Source organism: Dyella sp. Tek66A03 (genome assembly GCF_052567735.1).
The window spans coordinates 149,025-171,661 of sequence record NZ_CP199584.1; the positions used below are offsets into that span (position 1 = coordinate 149,025).

Below are 22,637 nucleotides of genomic sequence, written 5' to 3' on the forward strand. Positions count from 1 at the left end.
TGCGTTGTCTGCATCGCGCACAGCTAGCGTTCGCTGGGATGACGGTGAGGGGACGGGGACGGTGAGGAAGAGTCCAGTTCGCGTTGCCATGCACGGATGCAGTCTCCGGTTATCGCCTATCATGCAGAATGCCGTTGACCGGCGTCCCGCGGAGCGACCTTCACGTGTTTGTCCATGTCGAAACCCGACGTCGTAAGCATGTGCAATGGGCCTCAACCTTGCTGGTCGTCGCGTGCGTGATCAGTTTTGTCTGGCTGGCCCTGATGCCGGCGCCGCAACGTGTCTCGATGTGGTTGGAATGGGGCACGGTGCCGGCGGATATTTTCGATGCGAAGCAGCCGATCCTTCCGCAATTGCACGACCCGTCTTTGTTGCGTCTCGCCACGGCCCTGTTTATTCACCTTGCATGGCTGCACCTGCTGGGCAACCTCTTGTTCCTGGTGATCTTCGGAATTCCGGCGGAACGAGCTCTGGGCTCGCTGCGCTTCCTGTTGCTGTTCATGCTTGGTGGCATCGTTGCCAATCTGGTGGGTGCGCTGTCGCTTGCCGGCGTGCGTGCGCCGATCATCGGGTGCAGTGGCGCGGTGTCGGCCGTGCTAGGTGCCTATATCGCACTATTTCCGCGTGCCCGACTTGGCCTGGTACTGCCGCTGGGCCTATACCTCGAGTTTGTACGGGTACCCGCTTTCCTGTTGATCGGCATCTGGGTCTTGTTGCAGCTGCTTTTCACCTATGCGGGCCCGAGCTATGGGGCTGTGGTGTGGTGGACGCATATCGCAGGGTTTTTGTTCGGCGTGGCGTTCGCGTTGTTTTCCCGAGATTCGATCGCGCGTCGTCTACGCGGGTAACATAGGCCGATGCGTAACAAGAAACTCTACAAGGTGACCTTCCTCCATCTGGGCAAGTGCTACGAGCTCTACGCTCGCCACGTGGCCTCCAGCAGCTTGTGGGGGTTTACCGAAGTTGGCGAGCTGGTCTTCGAGCCGGTAGGCGAGGGCTTGTTGGTCGACCCGACGGAAGAGCGTCTGCGCGAGGAGTTTAAGGACACCCACGTACTCCATCTTCCGATGCAGTCGGTTGTGCGCATCGAAGAGGTCGAGAGCAAGGGCGCGCTGATCATTCGCGATGCCAGTGACGGGCAGAAGATCACGCCGTTTCCGATGCCACCGCGGAACCGTTGAGGTCCGCGCTGTGAACGTCTACACGTGCCGCATCACGGCGATCACGATCTCCACCACGATCAGCAAGATGATCGCCAACTCCAGCAATTCGCCGCGCTTGCTCGACGCTTCTTCATAAAGCGCTGCGTAGCTGTCGCGGATGATGGCCAGCTTGCGGTCGACCGCCTTGCTCACGTGTGAGACGCGGAACAGTTCCAACGCGGAGGCATAGACGCGGGCGAGATAGACGTCTTCGGTCACTTGCAACGCGTTGTCCACCTTCTCGGTGATCTCAGTGACTTCGGCGACCAGCGTATAAAGATGCCGGGCCAGGTCCGCGTAGCGGCGCGCAGCGAAGGGACTGGCCACATGTAGGGTGGCTTCGACGAGGTCGTACATGCGCGGCAGTTCGGCATCGAGCAGTTCGTCGTAATAGCGCAGCTCCAGCAGCTGTGCGTTGGCAACCTCGAGGATGTCCACGACATCGGAGTCGTTGCGCGGCTCGACGATGAAGGCGCGATCCCACGTAAGCACGACCAGGTCATCGGCATAGTAGGAAAAGCGCTGTCGCAACAGGTCCTGGCGGGCCTGCTCGGACAGGGGCCGCGACTCGCCGGACAGCAGCGGCACGAGGTCGATGTCGTGATGCAACGAAGCCGTCGTGCTCACGCCCTCCATCGCGTGAACGAGACCCAGCAGATAGTCCTCCTGCAACGGAACGAGGCTTGGCCGCGAGAGCGCAGGACGCATGATCGTCGTGATCTGCTCCACCAGCTTTGGCCACACCGGTGCGTCGGAAGCCAGCCCTAGCGCGGCATCGACGGCGTTGACGCGCGAGCTGAAGTCCGCCCAGGAAAGTTCATCGGCCGCTATGCGCAATGAAAAGGCGACCGCGCCAAAATCATAAAGCCGCGCCATGACGGTGGCTTGCATGGGCTGCCCGCCGATGTCGATCAGCTGGGGATCAAGCGTGAGTTGAACTGGCGGCACACCAAACGCCACCGCCTTGGGAGGCGCATTGGTCAGCCGACCGCGTGCAGCGGCGGTGCGTGCGTGATGTGCCCATAGCGATTCGGCGGCCGTCAGATCAATGGCGTCGGCAATGTCGACGAGACGCATCGCGATCACGGCGGCGCGATGTACATGCGGCTGCTTCAATGCCATATCGCCCATCCTTTCCCGGAGGGCGCGCTAATCGCAGGAATGCGCCCGGCCGAGCCATTCTAGGCTGACACTGTGACTAAGAGCCTGTGCCCTCTCTCCGCTTGGCCCGATCCGGGTCTGTTTGCCCGCATGCCGGCGTCATCACTCGGTTGTGTACGGACGTACACGCCCTCGTTCTTCCTTGGCCTGCGCGCAAACAGCTCCCGGCGCGGGCCAAGCGGAGAGAGGGCACAGGCTCACCCGTGTAGGTCAGCCCTTGGCGAGCCCATGGTGCCGAGAGAACTGTCGCATCAGCCGCCTTGCCAGCGGGGTGGCTGCCACTTGGCGGAACGTGTGATGCGGATCGAAGCCTTCCCTGTCCATGGCATCGCGTTTGCGATGGATATACGCGCGCATGACGTCGGCATTGAACTCGGGATGGAACTGGACGCTGACTGCGTTCGCCCCATAACGAAGCAAGTGGTGCGGGTCGCGTTCCGAGCTGGCCAGGACGGCGGCGCCCTTGGGAACCTCCAGCACGCTTTGCTCGTGCGTGGTGTGGGCGCGAAATTCGGACGGCAGATCGGCGGCGAGTGGATCCTGCTTGGCGGCATCGAGCAGCTTGATCGGCAGCGTGCCAATCTCGCGTCCACCAGGCAGGTAGTCGACGCGGCCACCGAGTGCGTGAGACATCAGCTGGTGGCCGTAGCAGACGCCGAACATCGGCAGCTCAAGATCCATCGCGTCGCGAATCCAGCCCGCGGTGCGCTCGCTCCAGGGCGCGCGCTCGGTAATCATGGCAGCGGATCCCGTGATCAGCGCACCCGCTACCTCAGACGCTGCTGGAAGTGTCTCGCCTGCTTCGACATCGATGATTCGTACACGTTCGGGCGACAGATTGGCGCCCAGGCGGAACCAGTGTGGAAAATCGCCGTGCCGTGCCCGGATGGAATCAGGTGCACGGCCGGTGCGGATGATCAGGACGGGCTTCATGCGATGCGACGACTTCGTAGGCAGGGAGACAGTGTGATGATGCGGATTCAGACTGAACTGTGTTCGATCGGCGGTATCACGGTGAGCACTTCCTTCACGGTGGTCACGCCGCGCGCGACCTGTGCAGCGGCGGAAATGCGCAACGGACTCATGCCTTCGGCCAGCGCGGCATGACCGAAATGGCCAAGATCCAGTTGTGAAGAGATAAGGCCACGCAGGCGCGAAGACAGCTGCATCATTTCGTAGATGCCGGTGCGCCCCATGAAGCCGGTATTGCGGCATTCCAGGCAACCCAGCGGTTTGTAGACTTTATCCGGCAACGGTATGGACCAGCCGTGGGTCAACGCCGTCCACTCGTGCGGATCCTGCGTGGTTTCCTGCTTGCAGTGCGCACACAGCGTGCGCACCAGACGCTGCGCCACCACGCCGGAAAGCGTGGACTGGATCAGATAATGGGGTACACCCAGATCCAGTAGGCGGGTGACCGCGCTGGGTGCATCGTTGGTATGCAGGGTCGAGAGCACCAGGTGGCCGGTGAGCGAGGCCTGCACCGCCATCTGCGCGGTCTCCAGGTCGCGAATTTCGCCGACCATGATGATGTCCGGGTCCTGGCGCAGCAGGGTGCGCACACCCGCGGCAAAATCGAGATCGATCGCCGCCTGCACCTGCATCTGGTTGAACTCGGGCGAGACCATTTCGATGGGGTCTTCCACCGTGCACACGTTGAGCTCGGGCGTGGCCAGATGGCGGAGCGTCGAGTAGAGCGTGGTGGTCTTGCCGGAGCCGGTCGGGCCGGTGACCAGGACGATGCCATGCGGGCGCTCCACCATCGAACGCCAGATGGCGCCCTCCTCGGGGGAAAAGCCCAGTTGCCCGAAATCCTTGGCCACGAGGTCAGGGTCGAAGATTCGCATCACCACCTTCTCGCCGAAGGCCGTGGGCATGGTCGAAAGTCGCAGCTCGACCTCGCGGCCCGACGATGAGCGGGTCTTGATGCGGCCGTCCTGAGGGCGCCGCTTCTCGGCCACGTCCATGCGCGAAAGGATCTTGATGCGCGCGGTGACGGCGGTCATCACCGGCGGCGGCAGCTCAAACACCTTGTGCATCACGCCGTCGATGCGAAAACGCATTCGGCCAGCGTCGCGGCGTGGCTCCAGGTGGATGTCCGAAGCGCGTTGCTCGAACGCGTATTGCAGCAGCCAATCGACGATATGCACGACGTGGCGGTCGTCCGCGCCGATTTCGCCACCCTTGCCCAACTCCACCAACTGCTCGAAGTTGAGGATGGCGGAAGAGTCGTAGCCGGTGCCCTTGGCGTCCTGCGCGAGCTGGATCGAGCGCTGGACGCCGTAGAACTCCAGCAGATAGCGGTTGATATCCAGCGGATTGGACACCACGCGACGCACGTCCCGGCGAATCATCTGAGCCAGGTCCTTGGCCCAGCTGGCGTCAAAAGGCTCGCAGGTGGCGAACGTGACCTCGCCCGGCGCGACTCCCACGGGCAGGATGCGATGCCGTTGCGCATAGGCGTGGCTGACCACCTGGGTCACGGCCGCCGCGTTGATCTTCATCGGGTCGATCTTGAGATACGGCAGGCTGGCGTGGCCGGCCAGCCATTCCGTCAAAGCTTCGAGGCTCAGGGGGCGGCCCGGTTCCCGCTGGTTGGAGAGCTTGGCATTGGCTACCAGCACCAGCGGATGCAGCTCAACCGCGCTGCGGCCGCTGCGCGCGCCCATGCGCACCTGCTTGGCATCCTCGGCAAGCAGGTAGCCATCGACCACCAGCGTTGCCAGCAGCTCGTCCAGTTCCAGCCGGCCACGGCGGCCAAGCAGGGACACGGATTGCGGTGAAGCAGCCATGCGGCAATCTCTCTGATGAGGTCTCGCGCCGAAACGCCAGCGCCGAAAGCGGTCGCGGCTATACTAACGCGCTTTATTCAAGCCCACGGAAAGCCATGTCCGCGCGCACATTCCAGGATGTGATCCAGACCCTGAACCGCTATTGGGCGGCCCAGGGTTGTGTCTTGCTGCAGCCCCTCGATACCGAGGTCGGCGCCGGCACCTTCCACCCCGCTACGTTTCTGCGCTCGCTCGGTCCGGAGCCGTGGGCCGCTGCCTATGTGCAGCCCTCGCGCCGCCCGACCGACGGCCGCTACGGCCAGAACCCGAACCGCCTGCAGCATTACTACCAGTACCAGGTGGTGATGAAGCCCAATCCGGACAACATCCTGGACCTGTACATCGGTTCGCTGAAGGAGCTGGGCCTGGATCCGCTGGTGCACGACCTGCGCTTCGTCGAGGACAACTGGGAATCGCCCACCCTGGGCGCCTGGGGCCTGGGCTGGGAAGTCTGGCTCAATGGCATGGAAGTCACCCAGTTCACCTACTTCCAGCAGGCCGGTGGCCTGGAATGCCGTCCGGTGACGGGCGAGATCACCTACGGTCTCGAGCGTCTGGCCATGTACCTGCAGAACGTGGACAACGTCTACGACCTGATCTGGACCGAAGGCCCGCATGGCACCGTGACCTACGGCGACGTGTTCCTTCAGAACGAGGTGGAACAGAGCACCTACAACTTCGAGCACGCCAATGTGCCCGAGCTGTTGCGCTGGTTCGACGTTTGCGAGGGCGAGGCGAACAAGTTGATTGCCGTCGGCCTGCCGCTACCTGCCTATGAGCAGGTGATGAAGGCCAGCCACACGTTCAACCTGCTCGATGCACGCCGTGCCATCAGCGTGACCGAGCGCCAACGCTACATCCTGCGTGTACGCACACTGGCCCGCAGCGTGGCCGAGGCCTATGTGGCGCAGCGCGAGAAGCTCGGTTTTCCGGGCCTCAAAAAGAACCTGAAGGAGCAGGCTGCATGAGCGCCGCCAGCAAGCCATTGTTGATCGAACTGGGTACCGAAGAACTGCCGCCCAAGGCGCTGGATGAACTTGCCGCAGCCTTCCTGCGCGGCATCTGCGATGGCCTCGCCAAGCGCGGTGTGAGCGCCGCGCTGGATGTCGCCAGGTCCTACGCATCGCCGCGCCGTCTGGCCGTCTATATACCGGAGGTGGCGGTGCAGCAGCCGGCGCAGACGATCGAACGTCGTGGCCCGGCGGTGAATGCCGCACTCGACGCCGATGGCCAGCCGGGCAAGGCCTTGCTGGGTTTCGCGCAGTCCTGCGGTGTCACCGTCGAGCAGCTGGAAAAGCTGGAAACCGACAAGGGTTCCTGGTTCGTCTTCCGCGCCACCAAGCCCGGCCAGCCCGTGGCTGCGTTGCTGTCGGACGTCGTGGAAGAGGCGCTGAAAGGCCTGCCTATCCCGAAGCCGATGCGTTGGAGCGACCACGAGTACAGCTTCGTGCGTCCCGTGCATTGGCTGGTGATGCTGCATGGCGCCGATATCATCGACGGCGCCGTACTGGGCCTCAGCAGCGGGCGCAAGTCGCGTGGTCATCGCTTCATGCACCCGCAGCCGCTGCATGTGGTCGATGCCGACAGCTGGCTGGACGGCTTGCGTTCGGCCAAGGTGCTGGCCGATCCGCTCGAGCGGCGCCAGAAGATACGCGATGAAGTGGCGCGCGTCGCGAAGGAGACCGGCGGCGTGCCGCAGCTCGATGACGCGCTGCTCGACGAGATCGCCAACCTTACCGAATGGCCGGTGGCCATTGCCTGCACGTTCGAGCGCGACTTCCTCGCGGTGCCGCCGGAAGCCTTGGTCACCACCATGGAGACCAACCAGAAGTTCGTGCCGGTGTTCGATGCGCAAGGCAAACTCACCGAGCACTTCATCGGCGTTGCCAATATCGACAGCAAGCAGCCCGGCGAAATTCGCAAGGGTTATGAGCGCGTGATCCGTCCGCGTTTTGCCGATGCGAAGTTCTTCTGGGATGAGGACCTGAAGACGCCGTTGGCCGGCTACCAGGACCAGCTCAAGAACGTCACCTACCAGCAGTCGCTGGGCAGCCTGTGGGATAAGAGCATTCGCGTGGCCGAGCTGGCCCGCATCATCGCCAACCGCGTCGATGTCGATGCCGGCGAAGCGACGCGCGCGGCCGCGCTCAGCAAGTGCGATCTGCTCACACGCATGGTCGGCGAGTTTCCCGAGCTGCAAGGCGTGATGGGTCGTTACTACGCTGCGCATCATGGCGAAACTGCGGAAGTGGCCAACGCGCTGGACAGTTACTACCAGCCGCGCTTTGCCGGTGACGCCATTGCCGCGGGCAAGGTGGGGCGCGTACTCGCCGTCGCCGATCGCCTCGATACGCTATCTGGCATCTTTGCCGTGGGCCTCAAGCCCAGCGGCAACAAGGACCCGTTCGCGCTGCGTCGCGCAGCGCTGGGTCTGGCGCGCACGCTGGTCGAGGGCGGGCTCGAACTGGATCTGCGCGGCAGTCTGGTCGAAGCGCTGGAGCTGCTGCCGGAAGCCGCCCTGGCGGCCGGCCTCAAGCCCGGCAAGGACGGCAAGGCTCCGCTGTTGGAGGCGGGCAAGCGCCGTGCGGCCCTGGTCGACGAGCTATATGACTTCGTGCTTGAGCGTCTGCGCGGTTATTACGCCGAGCAGGGCTTTACCGGCGAACAGTTCGAAGCGGTTTTGGCGGTGTCGCCCACAAGCCTGGTCGACTTCGATCGCCGCTTGCGCGCCGTGGCCGAGTTTGGCCGGCGCCCGGAAGCGCTGAGCCTGGCGGCGGCCAACAAGCGTGTAGCGAACATCCTGCGCAAGCAGGCGGAAGAGGCGGGCGCGCCAGCCGTGGGTGCCACGGTCGATGCCGCGCATTTCGAGGCCGATGCCGAGCGTGCGCTGGCGGCAGCGCTCGCTGGCGCGCGTGCGGATACCGCCGCACCGCTGCAAGCAGGCGACTATGCCGCCGTGCTCACGCGGCTTGCCCAGCTGCAGGCGCCGGTGGATGCCTTTTTCGACAGCGTGCTGGTCAATGCGGAGAACCCGGCTGTGCGCGCGAATCGACTCGCCTTGCTGGGCCAGCTCAAGGCCCAGTTCGGCGCTATTGCCGATATCGCGCGCTTGTAGTGCGCTGATGGGGTAAGCCCCACAAGAAAGCGGCAGCCGTTGAGGGCTGCCGCTTTTTTTCGTGCCTGCGAGAGTGTCTCTTGCTTAGCCAATCACCTGGCGGCCGCGCTTCACGCGTTCGGCCAGACGGTGCGTGAAGGCCACCATCGAGGTGGCGTCGACATCCGCGCCACCCGGGCCAAGGATGTCGTAGAGATCAGCCAGCATGTCGGCATTGTCGGCCAGGGTCAGGTGACTTTCGGCCAAGTCCAGTTCCGACTGCAGGATGCGCAGCGCGGTATTCAGGCGCTGCGGGTCCATGGCCATGCCACTGGCGTGCAAGGTGTCGGCGGCAGTACGCAGCTTGGTGCGGTGACGGTTGGCGGTGGACTCCGCATTCGGCAGGTCTTCCCCTGAGCTGATGGTGTCCGTCTGGATCGAGCCCTCGCCGGCGACGAGCCATACCAGCGATATGCCCAGTGTCTTCGCCAGGGTCACGCAGCGGGCGCGCGAAGGATCGGTGTTGCCGTCGCGCCAACTGCGCACCACGCCCTCCGAAAAACCGCACATCCGGGCGATCTCGGTGACGCTGCCCACGCGCTGAATCAGCACTTTGATGCGATCGGCGAAGGTGTTTGCCGTCTCGAGCGGCGTAATTTTTTGCATGTTCATCGCAGTTTCCTGGCGGATGGCGACAAGTTGTGGTGAGCGTGAACCCAAAAATGGGATGCCAACGTCAATCAAGTGTTAGAAAGCCGTTGACAATCGTAAGATCTTTCCGATAGGTTCGTAAGTTCTTGGGAATCGTCGCGATATTCAGCAACATCGCCAAGTCCAACAACGCAATTGTCGTTGATTGGTAACCACAAACTCGCCGGCTTGTTCAGCTGGCAGACAGGAAAGTTTGAGGGCGCAACACCCTTAAATCCTGCGACTTGCGACGTGAAAAGCAAGTTCTAGACCCCCCGGTTGGGGCCGGGGTTCTTTTGATTGGGGAGAAGAAATGCTGTTTCGTAAAAATTCCAACAACAAACTTACGGTTGCCGTGCGCCTTGCTCTGTCCGCAGGTACCTTCGTGGCCATGGCTCCGGCCCTCGCCCAGGACGCCACCGGCCCGGCACCGGCCAGCCAGGACAATGCGAAGAGGCTCGAGGCGGTCACCGTGACCGGCTCGCGTATCCCGCGCGTGGATGTGGAAACCGCGCAGCCGGTGGTGATCATCGACCGCAAGCAGATCGAGAACCAGGGCTTTATCTCGGTCGCCGACATTCTGCAGAACCTGACCGAAGTCGGTTCGCCGCCGCTCAGTCGCGCCAATGCGCTGTCCTCAGGTGAAGACGTCGGTGGTTACTACGTCGATCTGCGCAACCTGGGTCCCAACCGCACTCTGATCCTGGTCAACGGCAAGCGCCTTGGCGCCAACACCTCCGGCCTGCAGGACCTTGGCCAGATTCCGGTGTCGACCATTGAACGCATCGAAGTGCTGAAGGACGGCGGTTCGTCCATCTACGGCTCCGACGCCATTGCGGGCGTGGTGAACGTGATCACCCGCAGCAATTTCACCGGCGCCGAAGCCAATGCCTACGTCGGTGAATACGACAAGAACGACGGCAAGAAGCAGAGTTACGACTTCACGCTTGGCACGGCGAACGAGCGCGGCTCGATCATGCTGAGTGCCCAGTACCAGAAAGACGATCCTGTATGGGCGAAGGATCGCGAATTCAGTGCCTATCCGTCGGGTCCGAATCACCCGACCGCTGGTTGGAGTCCGGTAAGCCAATACGGCTACATCGTGAATGCTCCCTGCGGTCCGGCGAATGCGAAGGGCGTGTACCCGAACTGCACGCTGACGCCGGGCACCGATCCGCGCAACTTCGCCAACTACCACCCGCAGACCCCGGACCAGTACGCCGATTCCAATCAGCAGATGACGCTGCAGACGGGTCAGGAGAGGACGTCGCTGTTTGTCGCTGGCAAGTACAACCTGTCCGACAACATCGCTTTCAAGACGGACTTCCTCTACAACAAGCGCAGCACCCTGCAGCAGATCGCGGGTTATCCGTACCAGTCGTCTTCGTTCAAGACCCCGCTGTCGGGTCAGAGCTATTTCAACCCGCTGGGCAAAGACCTGAGCTTTGCTCGCCGCGGCTGGGAGGTGCCTCGCACCACCGATAGCCAATTGGAAACCTACCGCTGGACGGCCGGCCTCGAGGGCTATTTTGATCTGGGCGGACGCGCCTTCAACTGGGATGTTGGTGCGATGACCAATCGCAACAATATGCTCAAGACCGGTCATGGCGACTTCAACCTGGTGGCGTCCAAGCAGGCGCTGGGTCCCTCCTTCCTTGGTTCCGATGGCAAGGTGCACTGCGGTACTGTGGCCAGCCCGATCAATGGTTGCGTGCCCTGGAATCCGCTGCTGCCGTACGGCCAGGCGGGTGCGGGTTCATTGGCCGACTCGGATTTGCAGAGTTTCATGTTCCCCGAGTATCACGACACCGGCAGGACCACCACGGTCGACTACACCGGCAACCTGGCCGGCACGCTGTTCTCACTGCCGGCGGGTGATCTCGGCGTCGCCGTGGGTGTGGAGCATCGCGAGGAAGAAGGCCGCTTTGTCCCGGATGCGTTCAATCAGGCCGGTCTGAGCTCAGGCCTGGCGGCCACGACCACCTCGGGCAAGTACCGTGTGAACGAGGCTTACCTGGAGCTGGATGCGCCGCTGCTGAAGGACATGACGATGGCTCGCGAGCTGTCGGTCAATGTCGCCACGCGTTATTCCGATTACAACAATTTCGGCAATACCACCAACAGCAAGTTCGGTGTCAAATGGAAACCGATCGATGACTTGCTGGTCCGTGGCAGTTGGGCACAGGGCTTCCGTGCCCCGACCATCTCGGACCTCTACGGTGGCATCGGCAGCAGCTTCGAGTCCTATATTGATCCCTGCGACACGAAGAACGGGGCGGCGGCGAAAAACCCGTCGGTGGCTGCGCGGTGTGGCTCCGGTTTCGGCGGACAGCCAACGGTGGCAGCCAACTTCCGCCAGCTGGGTCAGGGCGGCCTACTCTGCACGACCTATCCGTGCCAGACGGGTTACCAGTTCACCAATGGTTCCAACCCCAACCTGACACCGGAAACGGCCACGACTCGTACGCTGGGTCTGATCTACAGCCCGCACTACGTGGAAGGCTTCGACGTCTCGCTGGACTGGTACAAGATCGATATCAAGAACCTGATCAGCAGCGATAGCGTGCAGAACATCCTGGATGACTGCTATGCGGCCGGTATTGCGTCGCGCTGCACGGGGTTTAGCCGTGATCCATCCACGGGTGTCATCACCAATATGTACTACGGCTTGACCAACAAGGGTTGGGAGAAGACCGAGGGTTACGACCTTGGTGTGAACTACCGCTTCTCGGTCGCTTCCGCCGGCCAGTTCGCGGTACGTTGGAACACCACCTATGTCGACTACCTCAACATCAAGGCTGACGACAATCCTGCTACCAAGGTCCAGCCTTTGATCGGCACAACCGTCAACGGCGCCAACTTCCGCGTGCGCTCCAACCTGACGCTGGACTGGACCCGCGGCATCTTTGGCGCGACCTGGACCATGCGCTATTACTCGGGCCTGATGGAGAAGTGCTCGTTCATGACCGAATGCAACGAGCCCAACCACGTCGACCCGTTCAACGGCGTACAGCCGATGCGGCATGTCGCCAGCACCACGTTCAACGATGTGCAGTTCCGCTGGACCATGCCGTGGAAGGGTATTGTCTCGGTCGGCGCGAACAACGTCTTCGACAAGGTTGGTCCGATCTTGTACTCGAAGCCGAACAGCTCCTTCGTGTACTACGGCGGCTTTGATATCGGTCGCTCCTATTACCTGAAATATACCCAGCGTTTCTAAGTCGTATTAATGCCGTATTAGGGGGTGGCCTGTAATGGGCCACCCTTTTTGTTTATGCGCCAATGGACTGGCGATTAATTGCTGCATACGCTCGCGAATGGAGTAAACTTTTACATGGGATATCCTTTGGGCTATCCTCAGAGCTTCCCCCGTGTAGAGTCGTGGCGTGTTGGTCGCCGGTTGGTTCTCGCGCTTCGCTCTGACATTTCGATAGAGGTTTTCCCCATGCGCAGGTTGGTTTGGTCGCTGATGTCGGTCGCTGCACTGGCTCTCGCCGGTTGCAGTAATTCTTCGGACTCATCGCAGACCGCGACCCAGGGGGGCGCGACGGCTCCCGCAACGACGCCTGCCAGCGCGAACGCGGTCACCGGCTCGGTGACGCTGCGCGAGGCTGCCAATGTATCGGCAGCGGCCAAACTGGAACTTACCCTGGTCGACGTGTCGAACGCGGACGCGGCCCCGCTGGCGACCAAGACGATCGATTCGGCGAATACCTTCCCGCTGTCGTTCTCCCTTGAGTTCAACCCCACCGACGTGAACCCGGCAGGCATGTATGTGGTGAAGGCGGTGCTGGTCGATGGCGACCGCCATTACACGCCGCCGCTGCAGGCCCAGGTGCTTACCAAGGGTGCGCCGAGTCAGGTGAACATCCAGCTGGTGGCCGAGCAGACCGCGGGTGAGAAGGAATTCGCAGCCTTCACCGCCGTGCAGAAGCAGATCGGCGGCATGAAGATCACCAGCGGCACCAAGCTGGAGGCGAATGTTTCGCGCGGCTGGCAGGTATTCCACGAAGCGGGTGAAGTGAAGTTCATCCGTGAGCAGGTCGACTACGGCGACAAGGGCTTCACCAGCACCGACTTTGCGTTCAAGGATGGCAAGCCGTGGGTCGTTGTGCAGCAGAAGAAGGCCAGCAAGGACGCCAAGCCGACCTCGACCGAGCGCGCTGCGTGGAGTCAGGACGGCACGCTCGTGCTGAAGACCTCCGAAGCGGGTGGCAAGACCTCGCCCTTGGGCGATGACGCCGCTGCCGACCTGCAGAAGCAGGCCTTGGCCATCCTGAATCTGGCCACCGGCGGCAAGGGCAAGTAAGCCCTTCCCGTAACCGGGCATAAAAAAAGCCGTCCGCTCACGCGGACGGCTTTTTTGTTGGATGAAGCTCGCCTTAGAAGGCGTACTTCATGCCGAGGTTGACGCTGCTGTAGCGCTGGCTGCTGTCGTCGAAGCGGCCGCTGTAACCGAACCAGCCGCTGATCGTCTGGGTGAACTGTGCGCTGACGCCAAGGTCACCGGTACCCCAGGTCTTGTCCGGTGAGAAGCCGGCCAGGCTGAAGGAGCCGGGCATATTGTTGAGGCCGGCCGTGATGTCGCGCGGATCGGCCTTGCTGTCATGGTTCCAGGCCAGTTCGGCGTAGGGCTTGAGCAGGATGTTGCCGGCCTGCCATTGACCTTCCAGGCGCCAACCGACGACGGAGAGCAGCGAATCACGCTGCTGGCGGCCGAACCACATCGCCGTGCTGGCGTTGCCGGCTTCGTTGTAGCCGTTGACCTTGACCGTCTGCCATTCGACCGTGGCGAACGGACCGCTGCGCAAGGTCGACATGTCGAACCAGTAGCCACCGGTCACGCCGCCACCGAGGTGGTTGCCGTCGGCCTTGGCGGTCTCGGTACGCTGGGCGCTACCGAGCTGGATGCGACGCTCGATGTTGGAGAAGTTGTCCGAGCCGAAGTCGACGTAACCACCGACGTAGGCGCCGCCCTGGTGATAGGTGAGGTAGCCCAGGCCGGAGATGTCCTGCAGCTTGTAACCGCCGCCGCCCGTGTAGCTGGCGTTGTGCTGGCCGATGTTCAATGCCACGCCGGCCGACAGGTTGTCAGTGGCGCGCACGTCGGCACCGAGCGTCAGGTTGACGTTGTTGCTGCTGGTGCGGGGCGAGCTGCTGCTGCCGTCGAAGGTCTGGTCGCCGTAGTCGACGTTGGCGAAGAAGCGCGTTTCGCCACCCTGGCCGTCAGCCAGCATCTGGGTGCGGATGGCGCGGTTCTGCGCCGCGATCGAAGCCAGCGGTGCCTCGGCCAGGATGGACGCGTAACCTGGTGCGCTGAGCACCGAAACCACGTATTGGCCCAGCAACACGTCGGCACCGGTGGTCGGGTGCACGCCGTCGGCGAACAAATAGGTCTGGTTGGTGCCGGGCGCCCAGGTGTACGGCAGGCCGGAGCCCTGCGGGCCGCACATCACCGAGCTCGAGCCCACGCCGCAAGCCGGTGTGGTCACGTTGGTGAAGCCGTAGACCGTCGGGTTGGCGATGACTTCGTTGAGCAGGGTGTAGGTATCGAGCGGAACGATGCCCTTGCCGAGCGTGGCCAAGCCGGCATTTAGCTGCCCGTTGAAGACCAGGCTTAGGCCGGTCAGCGATGCGGAGGCAGCGGCACCCTGCGCTGTACCGTCAGGAGTCGCGCCGATATTGGGCAGGTTGAAGACCAGGATGTTCTTCACACCGGCAGCCTGCAGCTGACCGATCAGCTTCACTTCCTGCTGCGCGGCGGCGGCGATGGACGCCTGGGCCTGGTCCGGGGTCAGCAGGGATGACACGCCTGCGGCGGCCAGCACTGCCTGGGTCACCTGGGCGGTCACCGCCTGGGTGATCTGCGGGGTAAGCGCCTGGATCTGCGCGGCAGGTACGCCAGCAGCCTGAAGCTGGGCGATCTGGGCGGCAACGTTCTGGGTGATCAGCTGCTGCGCCGTAGCGGCAGCGCCGACCGAGGTGGCAGCGGCGAAGATGTCGTTAGCACCGCCCCAGATCGAGTACAGCGCCTTGCTGTCGACCTGGCCGCCAGCGAGGTAGGCGTTCACCTGGGTGGTGATGGTGGGCACAGCCGACGGCGTGCCGGGCGAGTTGGTGAGCACGCCAGCGCCGCCCCAGGCGAAATCGCTGCCGCCAACGAGCGACGGGCCCAGGGCGATGCCGTAATGGCCGGCCACGTTCTGCACCGTCACCGAACCCGGGTTGGTGGTGAACTGCAGCGGCGGCTGGATGGCGGGGTTGAGCGCCAAGGAGATGTTGCCGGCGTCGCTCAAGCTGTCGCCGAACACGATGACGTTGCTGAACTGCGAATTGGCGGCGAAGGCCGGGGTGCTGAAGATCAGTGCGGCGGCAATGGCGCCGGCAATAGTGCGAATGCGGGGCATGTTTGTAACGCTCCTGGACCGGAATGGCCTTTGTTATACCCGCGTTACGGTAATGCATGCCCATACGTAAGCGCATGCTGCGCCGCATCGCGATTGGTTTCCCCTGTTTTGGGGTCCTAAAAACCCCTGGCCGGGGCCCACGGTGTGGGCACCCGGCAGGTCGTCCTTGAGGCGACGCTGATTAAGTATCGCCATCGTCATGATGCCTGGAAGGCCCGCAGGCTGTACTGCATGGCGCCGGGAAGACTGGCCGTCTTGCCAAGCCGTGCGGTGCAGCCTGCGGGCCTTCCAGGCATCACCCCGTCCCCTGAATTGAAATGTTGGGGCCGCCCCTGTCTGCCCGCACCTCTTCGGTGCGCCGGCTCGACAGCCAGCCAGGCTGCCTTCCTCGCTCCTCAAGGCCGAGGACATCCATGTCCTCTCCCCGCGTGCGCCGACGCCCCTGTGAGCTGCGCGCAGACAGGGGCGGTGACGATGGCGATACTTAATCAGCGTCGCCTTAACTACGACCGCCCATGAGGCGGGTTCCTAAATAGGTTAGGGCTCAGCGCTTCATCGCGCGGGACATGGCATCGGCGAAGGCGCTGTTGGAGGGGGTGGCTGCCGGTTTGGGTGCGCCACCGCTGCCACCGCCGCCACCGGGACGTGGTCCACGGTTGTCGCGCGGGTTGCCGCGGACGTCCTTGCCATCCGCCGGGCGGGCGCCGCGGACCTGCTGGCCGGGCTCGTCGTCCAGGCGCATGGAGAGGCCGATGCGCTGGCGCGGCAGGTCAACCTCCATCACCTTGACCTTGACGATATCGCCAGCCTTCACGGCGTCGCGCGGGTCCTTCACGAAGGTGTGCGATAGCGCGGACACGTGCACCAGGCCGTCCTGATGGACGCCGATATCGACGAAGGCACCGAACGCCGCCACATTCGTCACGCGGCCTTCCAGCACCATGCCGGGACGCAGGTCCTTCACATCTTCCACGCCCTCGGCAAAGCTGGGCGCGACGAACGCCGGACGCGGATCACGGCCGGGCTTCTCAAGCTCCTTGAGGATGTCGCGCACCGTCGGCACACCGAACTTTTCATCGGTGAACTGCTCGGCCTTGAGGCTGCGCAGGAAGCTGGCGTCGCCAATGATGGAACGCACTTCGCGGCCGCACTGGGCGATGATGCGCTCGACCACCGGATAGGCTTCCGGATGCACCGCGCTGGCGTCGAGCGGATTGTCGCCGCTGGCCACGCGCAGGAAGCCGGCGCACTGCTCGTACGCCTTGTCGCCAAGGCGCGGCACTTTCAGCAGTGCCTTGCGATTGGCGAACGGACCGTTGGCGTCGCGATGCTTCACCACGTTTTCGGCGACGCTGGCGCTGAGGCCGGCGACGCGCGAGAGCAGCGCCGCGGATGCGGTGTTTACATCGACACCCACGGCATTGACGCAGTCTTCGACCCTGGCATCCAACGCGCGCGCCAACTTCACCTGATTCACATCGTGCTGATATTGGCCGACGCCGATCGCCTTCGGCTCAATCTTCACCAGTTCGGCCAGCGGGTCTTGCAGGCGGCGTGCGATCGATACGGCACCGCGCAAACTCACGTCGACATCCGGGAATTCCTTGGCCGCGATTTCAGACGCCGAGTACACCGACGCGCCTGCCTCGCTCACCACGATCTTCGAGAGCTTGAGGTCGGCATGCTTCTTCATCAGCTCGGCCGCTAGCTTGTCGGTTTCACGCGAGGCGGTGCCGTTGCCGATGGCGATCAGGTCCACACCATGCTGCTTGCTGAGCACGGCCAGGCGCGCGATGGATTGGTCCCACTGTTTGCGCGGCTCGTGCGGATAGATGGTGTCGGTAGCCAGCAGTTTGCCGGTGGCATCGACCACGGCCACCTTCACGCCGGTACGAATACCCGGGTCCAGGCCCATCACGGTCTTGGCACCGGCCGGTGCGGCCAGCATCAAGTCCTTGAGGTTGTCGCCGAATACACGAATCGCTTCGTCCTCTGCGCCCTCGCGCACGCGGCCGAACAGGTCGAGCGTGAGATGCAGGTGCAGCTTCACGCGCCAGGTGAGGCGCACGGTTTCGCGCAGCCAGGCATCGGCGGGACGACCGCGATCGAGGATGCCGGCATGTGCGGCCACGCGGCCTTCGCCTTCCAGGTGGCCTTGTTCCATGTCGACGGTGGGCGCGAGCTCAAGTTCGATCACGCCTTCATTGCGCGCGCGCATGAGGGCGAGCAGGCGATGCGAAGGGATCTTGCCGATCGGCTCGATGTGATCGAAGTAGTCGCGGAACTTCGCGCCTTCATGCTCTTTGCCGGGCACGAGTTTGGCGCGAATCTGGGCTTTCTCCCACATCCAGTCGCGCAGCTCGCCGAGCAGGCCGGCGTTTTCGGCGATGCTCTCCATCAGGATCGCCCGTGCGCCATCGAGCGCCGCGCGCACGTCGGCCACGCCCTTTTCAACATCGACGTACGGGGCGGCAACCGACTCCGGTGATTGCGTAGGGTCTTCGCGCAGGCTGAGCGCCAGCGGCTCCAGGCCCGCTTCGCGCGCGATCTGCGCCTTGGTGCGGCGCTTGGGCTTGTACGGCAGGTACAAGTCTTCCAGGCGTGCCTTGGTATCGGCGTAAAGAATGTCGCCCTTCAGCGCGTCGGTGAGCTTGCCCTGTTCCTCGATGCTGGCCAGGATCGCACTGCGGCGCTCCTCCAGCTCGCGCAGGTAGCGCAGGCGTTCCTCCAGCAGGCGCAGCTGGGTGTCGTCGAGACCGCCGGTGGCTTCCTTGCGGTAGCGGGCGATAAACGGCACGGTGGCGCCGCCATCGAGCAGATCCACCGCGGCGTTGACCTGTTCCGGCTTGGCGGCAATGTCCTGGGCAATACGTTGTTCGATGCTGAGCATGAGCATGAGGCTGAAACGATTCCTGTGCATTCGACAAAGCGGCGCGCCCACTGCAAGGCATGCCGAGCTGCCGATCATAGCAAGTCGCTCCCTCGCTCAATCCTGCGCCGCGGGGGCCTGCTCCGGACGAAGCGTCAGATAGCCTCGGGCCAGCGCCTGCGATCGTTCATCCGAATGGAGTGATGGGTAGGCGGTGGCGACACGGCGGTTGCGCGGCCAATGCCGCGGGTGCAGCGAGCGCGGATCGGACGTATGGGTAAACGGCAGCTCGACCAGGGCCGGGCGCGGTCCGGTACTCGGCAAGGACAGGTGATCGTGCGGCGGCAGTCCAATGCTCACCGCGGCCAGCATGGCGGCAATGATGGCCAGCGTGATGGCTGCGGGTAGCCAATGCGAGAGCATGAGACTGAGCCAGGGCTTCGGCTTGGGCCCGGGCGTGGGCGTGGGGGGAATCGCTTCGAGCTCGATGCCGGCGGGTGCCCCGGCCGCCGTATGCCCGTTGGGCGCTTCGTTGGGCGAAGCTGGGGAGGCTATGCGCCGGACATCGCCAATGAAGCGATAACCAAGGCTATGCACGGTGGCAATGTAATGAGGGTCGGCCGCGCAATCGCCCAGCGCGCGCCGTAGCTGCGAAATGGCGCGCGAGAGTACGCCGGATGTGACGTGCCGATGACCCCAGGCGGCGTCGAGCAAGTCGTCCTTGCTGACGACCTGGCCGGCGTGCTGCAGGAGCGTCGTCAATACCGCGTAGGCCTTGGGTTCGACCGCTACGGGGACGCCCGCGCGCTCAACACGATGCGCGCGCGGCTCGACGATGATGTCGTCGCATTGGTAGATCCAGCCACCGTCTGGTTGGGACTGGGCCATGACCTTGCCTGATGGGCGGCCCCCCGCAGCAACAAGCATGCGCTCAGTCGATCAGGCACGCATCCGCCATTCGTCATAACCGGCGCTATTCGTGCGCCGTGGCATGCATGGAGCACAGGCCACGGCGTGCGTGTCGCTTATGCGTCATCTGCCCGGCGGATGTATGGCGAAAGGCGCACACGTGCTGTCTCCGTCGCCATGATCTTCCGTCAGGCGTTGAAGGAGCCCTCATGGGTACCCGTTCGCTTGCTGGCGTCCTTGAGCTCGCTGGCGCGGCCGTTAAGCACGAGTGTGTTGGCGATCAAATCGTGCAGAGCCTGCTTGCGTTGCGTCCACCCAACCATCAGGAAGCCGACGCCAAGAATGAGTGCGCTGAGGTACTTGGCCGGATAGCGGCCAAACGCGCGCAGAAAGCTGATGCGCTGACCCTGCATATCGGTCACTCGGATACGAAGCGCGAGCTTGCCGATCGTCGCCTGCCAGGCCGAGCTTTCACAAACCGCGAAATACAGCCAGATCATCGCAGTGATGATGAGAAAGGACGGCATCATCGTGGTGTAGTACTGGCTGAGCGCGGCCATCATCGCTTGCGCATCGTTCGAGGCAGAGAGTTGCGCCTGTTCCAGTGTGGCCTGGGCCGCGTCGCCGCCCATCATTTTTTCGATCAGTGCGCTTGGGATGTAAAGAAGGACGCTATCGATCAAGTAGGCGGCGACACGCTTCCAGAATCCCGCGTTATCGTCCAGCGAGGCGGACGTGGTTTGCGACGGCCGTGCCTGGGAAATCGGCGGCGGAGGGGCAGCGGGTTGAGTCTGCTCCTCCGGAAACAGTGCGGATAGCGGCTGCCAGTCGGCGAGGCCTTCGTACCAGCCGAGGTCGCTCGCGCTTACCTGCCCGCTGCGTAGCCACTGGCGCACTTCGACTTCCGTGTATGGGCCATGCCGCTCGCCGTCCCGTCCGATCCATACTTCCATAAACGCATGCTCCGCATAGTCGATGGCATCCATGATGCCATGCGCGGCACGGCTGCGGCTTTCACCCTGATGCCATCTGGATTGAAGCGTTTCATCGCAAGTCAGCCCGGATCAGGCGGCGTGGCGCTTCAAATGCACGAGCAGCAGCGAGATGGCCGCGGGCGTCACGCCGCTGATCCGCGATGCGTGGCCAATCGTTTCCGGCCGCGCACGCTTGAGCTTCAACAGCACTTCGGCCGACAGCCCGCGCACCTTGTCGTAGTCGAAGCTGCCGGGAATCGCGGTCTGCTCGTGGCGGCGCTGCTTGTCGATTTCATGCCGCTGGCGCTCGAGGTAGCCGGCGTACTTGGTCTGCACTTCGACCTGGGCAGCCACGTTCTCGTCGACCACGGCGGGTGCAATGCCGTCGACGGAAGTCAGCTTGGCGTAGTCCAGTTCGGGACGACGCAGCAGGTCGAGCGCATGGGTTTCGCGGCTCAGCGTGATACCGAGCTGACGCTCGATGGCCGCACCCAGCGTGTTGGTCGGTGCAGCCCATAGCGCACCCAGGCGATGAATCTCGCGTTCCACGGCGTCGCGCTTGGCACGCAGCGCGTCGTAGCGCGCCTGCGGAACGACGCCCAGGCGATGCCCGGTTTCGGTAAGCCGCAGGTCCGCGTTGTCCTCGCGCAAATGCAGCCGATACTCGGCGCGCGAGGTGAACATGCGATACGGCTCGATGGTGCCGTTGCTGGTGAGATCATCGATCAGCACACCGACATAGGCCTCGTCGCGGCGCGGATACCACGGCGATTCGCCCTTGACCGCGAGCGCTGCATTGAGTCCCGCGATCAGCCCCTGCGCGCCGGCTTCTTCATAGCCGGTAGTGCCATTGATCTGGCCGGCGAAGTAGAGGCCGGGGATGGTCTTGGTCTCGAGCCACGGGTGCAGGCCGCGCGGATCGAAATAGTCGTACTCGATCGCATAACCGGGGCGCGTGATATGCGCGTTCTCGAAACCCTTGATCGAACGCACGAGCGCCAGCTGCACGTCATAAGGCAGCGAGGTGGAAATCCCGTTCGGGTAAATCTCGAACGTGTCGAGACCTTCGGGCTCGATAAAGATCTGGTGCGAGCTCTTCTCCGCGAAGCGCACCACCTTGTCCTCGATCGACGGACAGTAGCGCGGACCGATGCCTTCGATCTGGCCGCTGTATAGCGGCGAGCGATCCAGCGAACCGCGGATCAGCTCATGAGTGTGCTCGCTGGTGTGGGTGATCCAGCAACTGACCTGGCGCGGGTGCTCGGCGCGCGAGCCCAGGTAGGAGAACACCGGGGCGGGGCTGTCGCCCGGCTGCTCCTCCAGGCCCGAAAAATCGATGCTGCGCAGATCGATGCGCGGCGGCGTACCGGTCTTCAGGCGATCAGCAGCCACCGGCAGTTCGCGTAGCTTCTGGGCTAGCGTGCTGGCGGGCGGATCGCCGGCACGGCCGCCGGCGTACTGCGCGGGGCCGATATGGATCTTGCCGGCCAGAAAGGTGCCGGCGGTCAGCACCACGGCCCGTGCGTGGAAGTTCAGGCCCATCTGGGTCACCACGCCGGTGACGCGGCCACCGTCCAGGATCAGGTCGTCTACCGCCTGCTGGAACAGCTCCAGATTGGGCTGGGTTTCCACCAGGCGCCGGATGGCGGCCTTGTACAGCGAGCGGTCGGCCTGGCAACGGGTGGCGCGCACGGCCGGCCCCTTGGAGGCATTCAGCGTGCGCCACTGGATGCCGGCGCGATCGGCGGCGTGCGCCATGGCACCGCCTAGGGCGTCGATCTCCTTCACCAGGTGACCCTTGCCGATGCCGCCGATGGCCGGGTTGCAGCTCATCTGCCCGATCGTCTCGATGTTGTGGCTGAGCAGAAGGGTGCGCGCACCCGTGCGCGCCGAGGCGAGCGCGGCTTCGGTGCCGGCATGGCCGCCGCCGATCACGATGACGTCGTAGTGGGTCGGATGAAACATGAAACTGCCCCGAAAGCGCAGGAATGGACCAAATGCGACGCCTATGGTAACTCCACAAGCCTTGCCTGGATGCTGGCACGCTTCCTGCTTGCACAACGCAGCACTTTCACGGGCAGAAGCTGCGCGGCAACGCGCGCCGAGATCGAACGACAGGGGTTCGATTGTGTGCCGGGAGAGGAAGCAAGACGGCGCCCCTAGGGGCGCCGTCGCCTTTTTCAGGTCTTGAATAAGATCTGGCGCCCGGCGGTCTCAGGAACAGGGGGAATCCAGGATGACCGTGTTGCCGGGCGCCAGAAACCGTGAAAACGGAAAGCTGGCAGCAGCCAATCGCTGCGCTACGGGTTGGATATTTACGCCTGACGCGTGAACGTAAAGTGACTAAAACGCTCGTTTGTGCCGAGTCTCGGCACCTCATGACGTACAGCGTCATTTCGTGATCCAAGCCCTCGATGAATGTGATCTGCGTCACATCGATGGCACGGGCATTGCTTCAGCAGTCAAGCCAGCCAAGACAACTGTTCTGAGGAGCTCGTGT

The 22,637-nt window shown here is 63.4% G+C and carries 15 protein-coding genes; 6 read left to right on the forward strand and 9 right to left on the reverse strand.

All coding sequences use genetic code 11. From position 1 onward, the window contains the following. The first annotated feature begins 164 nt into the window (after nucleotides 1-164). A complete protein-coding gene (locus ACT01B_RS00665; RefSeq protein ID WP_445145481.1) occupies nucleotides 165-848 on the forward strand; it encodes a rhomboid family intramembrane serine protease in 684 nt (227 codons plus the stop codon). Between the two features lie 9 nt (nucleotides 849-857). Further along, the gene (locus ACT01B_RS00670) at nucleotides 858-1,181 is read left to right on the forward strand and encodes a DUF1820 family protein (protein ID WP_445145482.1); all 324 of its coding nucleotides are present in this window, start codon (nucleotides 858-860) and stop codon (nucleotides 1,179-1,181) included. A gap of 18 nt (nucleotides 1,182-1,199) precedes the next feature. On the opposite strand, the gene ACT01B_RS00675 is transcribed toward ACT01B_RS00670, so the two are convergent. From ACT01B_RS00675 to ACT01B_RS00685, 3 genes are all read right to left on the reverse strand, one after another. Then, nucleotides 1,200-2,324, reverse strand: a complete 1,125-nt coding sequence (locus tag ACT01B_RS00675) for a hypothetical protein (protein ID WP_445145483.1) — start codon at nucleotides 2,322-2,324, stop codon at nucleotides 1,200-1,202. A 249-nt stretch (nucleotides 2,325-2,573) separates the two neighbouring features. After that, nucleotides 2,574-3,296: a glutamine amidotransferase gene (locus ACT01B_RS00680; protein ID WP_445145484.1), complete on the reverse strand. Its 723-nt coding sequence runs from the start codon at nucleotides 3,294-3,296 to the stop codon at nucleotides 2,574-2,576. Nucleotides 3,297-3,343: 47 nt separating this feature from the next. Further along, on the reverse strand, nucleotides 3,344-5,155 hold the full coding sequence (locus tag ACT01B_RS00685) for a GspE/PulE family protein (protein ID WP_445145485.1): 1,812 nt from the start codon (nucleotides 5,153-5,155) through the stop codon (nucleotides 3,344-3,346). Nucleotides 5,156-5,250: 95 nt separating this feature from the next. Here ACT01B_RS00685 and glyQ point away from each other — a divergent pair, with 95 nt between their 5' ends. Continuing rightward, nucleotides 5,251-6,162 (forward strand): glycine--tRNA ligase subunit alpha, encoded by a 912-nt coding sequence (gene glyQ, locus ACT01B_RS00690; RefSeq protein ID WP_445145486.1) that lies wholly within the window; start codon nucleotides 5,251-5,253, stop codon nucleotides 6,160-6,162. Further along, on the forward strand, nucleotides 6,159-8,309 hold the full coding sequence (gene glyS / locus ACT01B_RS00695) for a glycine--tRNA ligase subunit beta (protein WP_445145487.1): 2,151 nt from the start codon (nucleotides 6,159-6,161) through the stop codon (nucleotides 8,307-8,309). The genes glyQ and glyS overlap by 4 nt, the downstream gene beginning before the upstream one ends. An 84-nt stretch (nucleotides 8,310-8,393) precedes the next feature. Here glyS and ACT01B_RS00700 read toward each other — a convergent pair whose 3' ends face one another. Beyond that, entirely contained in the window at nucleotides 8,394-8,960 is a 567-nt protein-coding gene (locus tag ACT01B_RS00700; RefSeq protein ID WP_445145488.1) for a helix-turn-helix domain-containing protein, read from the reverse strand. 331 nt (nucleotides 8,961-9,291) lie between these two features. Here ACT01B_RS00700 and ACT01B_RS00705 point away from each other — a divergent pair, with 331 nt between their 5' ends. Further along, nucleotides 9,292-12,198 (forward strand): TonB-dependent receptor plug domain-containing protein, encoded by a 2,907-nt coding sequence (locus ACT01B_RS00705; RefSeq protein WP_445145489.1) that lies wholly within the window; start codon nucleotides 9,292-9,294, stop codon nucleotides 12,196-12,198. Between the two features lie 225 nt (nucleotides 12,199-12,423). Then, nucleotides 12,424-13,287 carry a YbaY family lipoprotein gene (locus ACT01B_RS00710; RefSeq protein WP_445145490.1) on the forward strand — a complete coding sequence of 288 codons (864 nt, stop codon included), beginning with the start codon at nucleotides 12,424-12,426 and terminating at the stop codon, nucleotides 13,285-13,287. Nucleotides 13,288-13,360: 73 nt separating this feature from the next. On the opposite strand, the gene ACT01B_RS00715 is transcribed toward ACT01B_RS00710, so the two are convergent. From ACT01B_RS00715 to mnmG, 5 genes are all read right to left on the reverse strand, one after another. Beyond that, nucleotides 13,361-15,385: an autotransporter outer membrane beta-barrel domain-containing protein gene (locus tag ACT01B_RS00715; RefSeq protein WP_445145491.1), complete on the reverse strand. Its 2,025-nt coding sequence runs from the start codon at nucleotides 15,383-15,385 to the stop codon at nucleotides 13,361-13,363. 544 nt (nucleotides 15,386-15,929) lie between these two features. Next, the gene (locus ACT01B_RS00720; RefSeq protein ID WP_445147389.1) at nucleotides 15,930-18,275 is read right to left on the reverse strand and encodes a Tex family protein; all 2,346 of its coding nucleotides are present in this window, start codon (nucleotides 18,273-18,275) and stop codon (nucleotides 15,930-15,932) included. A gap of 96 nt (nucleotides 18,276-18,371) precedes the next feature. Beyond that, nucleotides 18,372-19,142 carry a winged helix-turn-helix domain-containing protein gene (locus ACT01B_RS00725; protein ID WP_445145492.1) on the reverse strand — a complete coding sequence of 257 codons (771 nt, stop codon included), beginning with the start codon at nucleotides 19,140-19,142 and terminating at the stop codon, nucleotides 18,372-18,374. Between the two features lie 209 nt (nucleotides 19,143-19,351). Then, on the reverse strand, nucleotides 19,352-20,149 hold the full coding sequence (locus ACT01B_RS00730) for an RDD family protein (protein ID WP_445145493.1): 798 nt from the start codon (nucleotides 20,147-20,149) through the stop codon (nucleotides 19,352-19,354). 78 nt (nucleotides 20,150-20,227) lie between these two features. Next, nucleotides 20,228-22,102 (reverse strand): tRNA uridine-5-carboxymethylaminomethyl(34) synthesis enzyme MnmG, encoded by a 1,875-nt coding sequence (gene mnmG / locus ACT01B_RS00735; protein WP_445145494.1) that lies wholly within the window; start codon nucleotides 22,100-22,102, stop codon nucleotides 20,228-20,230. Nucleotides 22,103-22,637 lie beyond the last annotated feature (535 nt).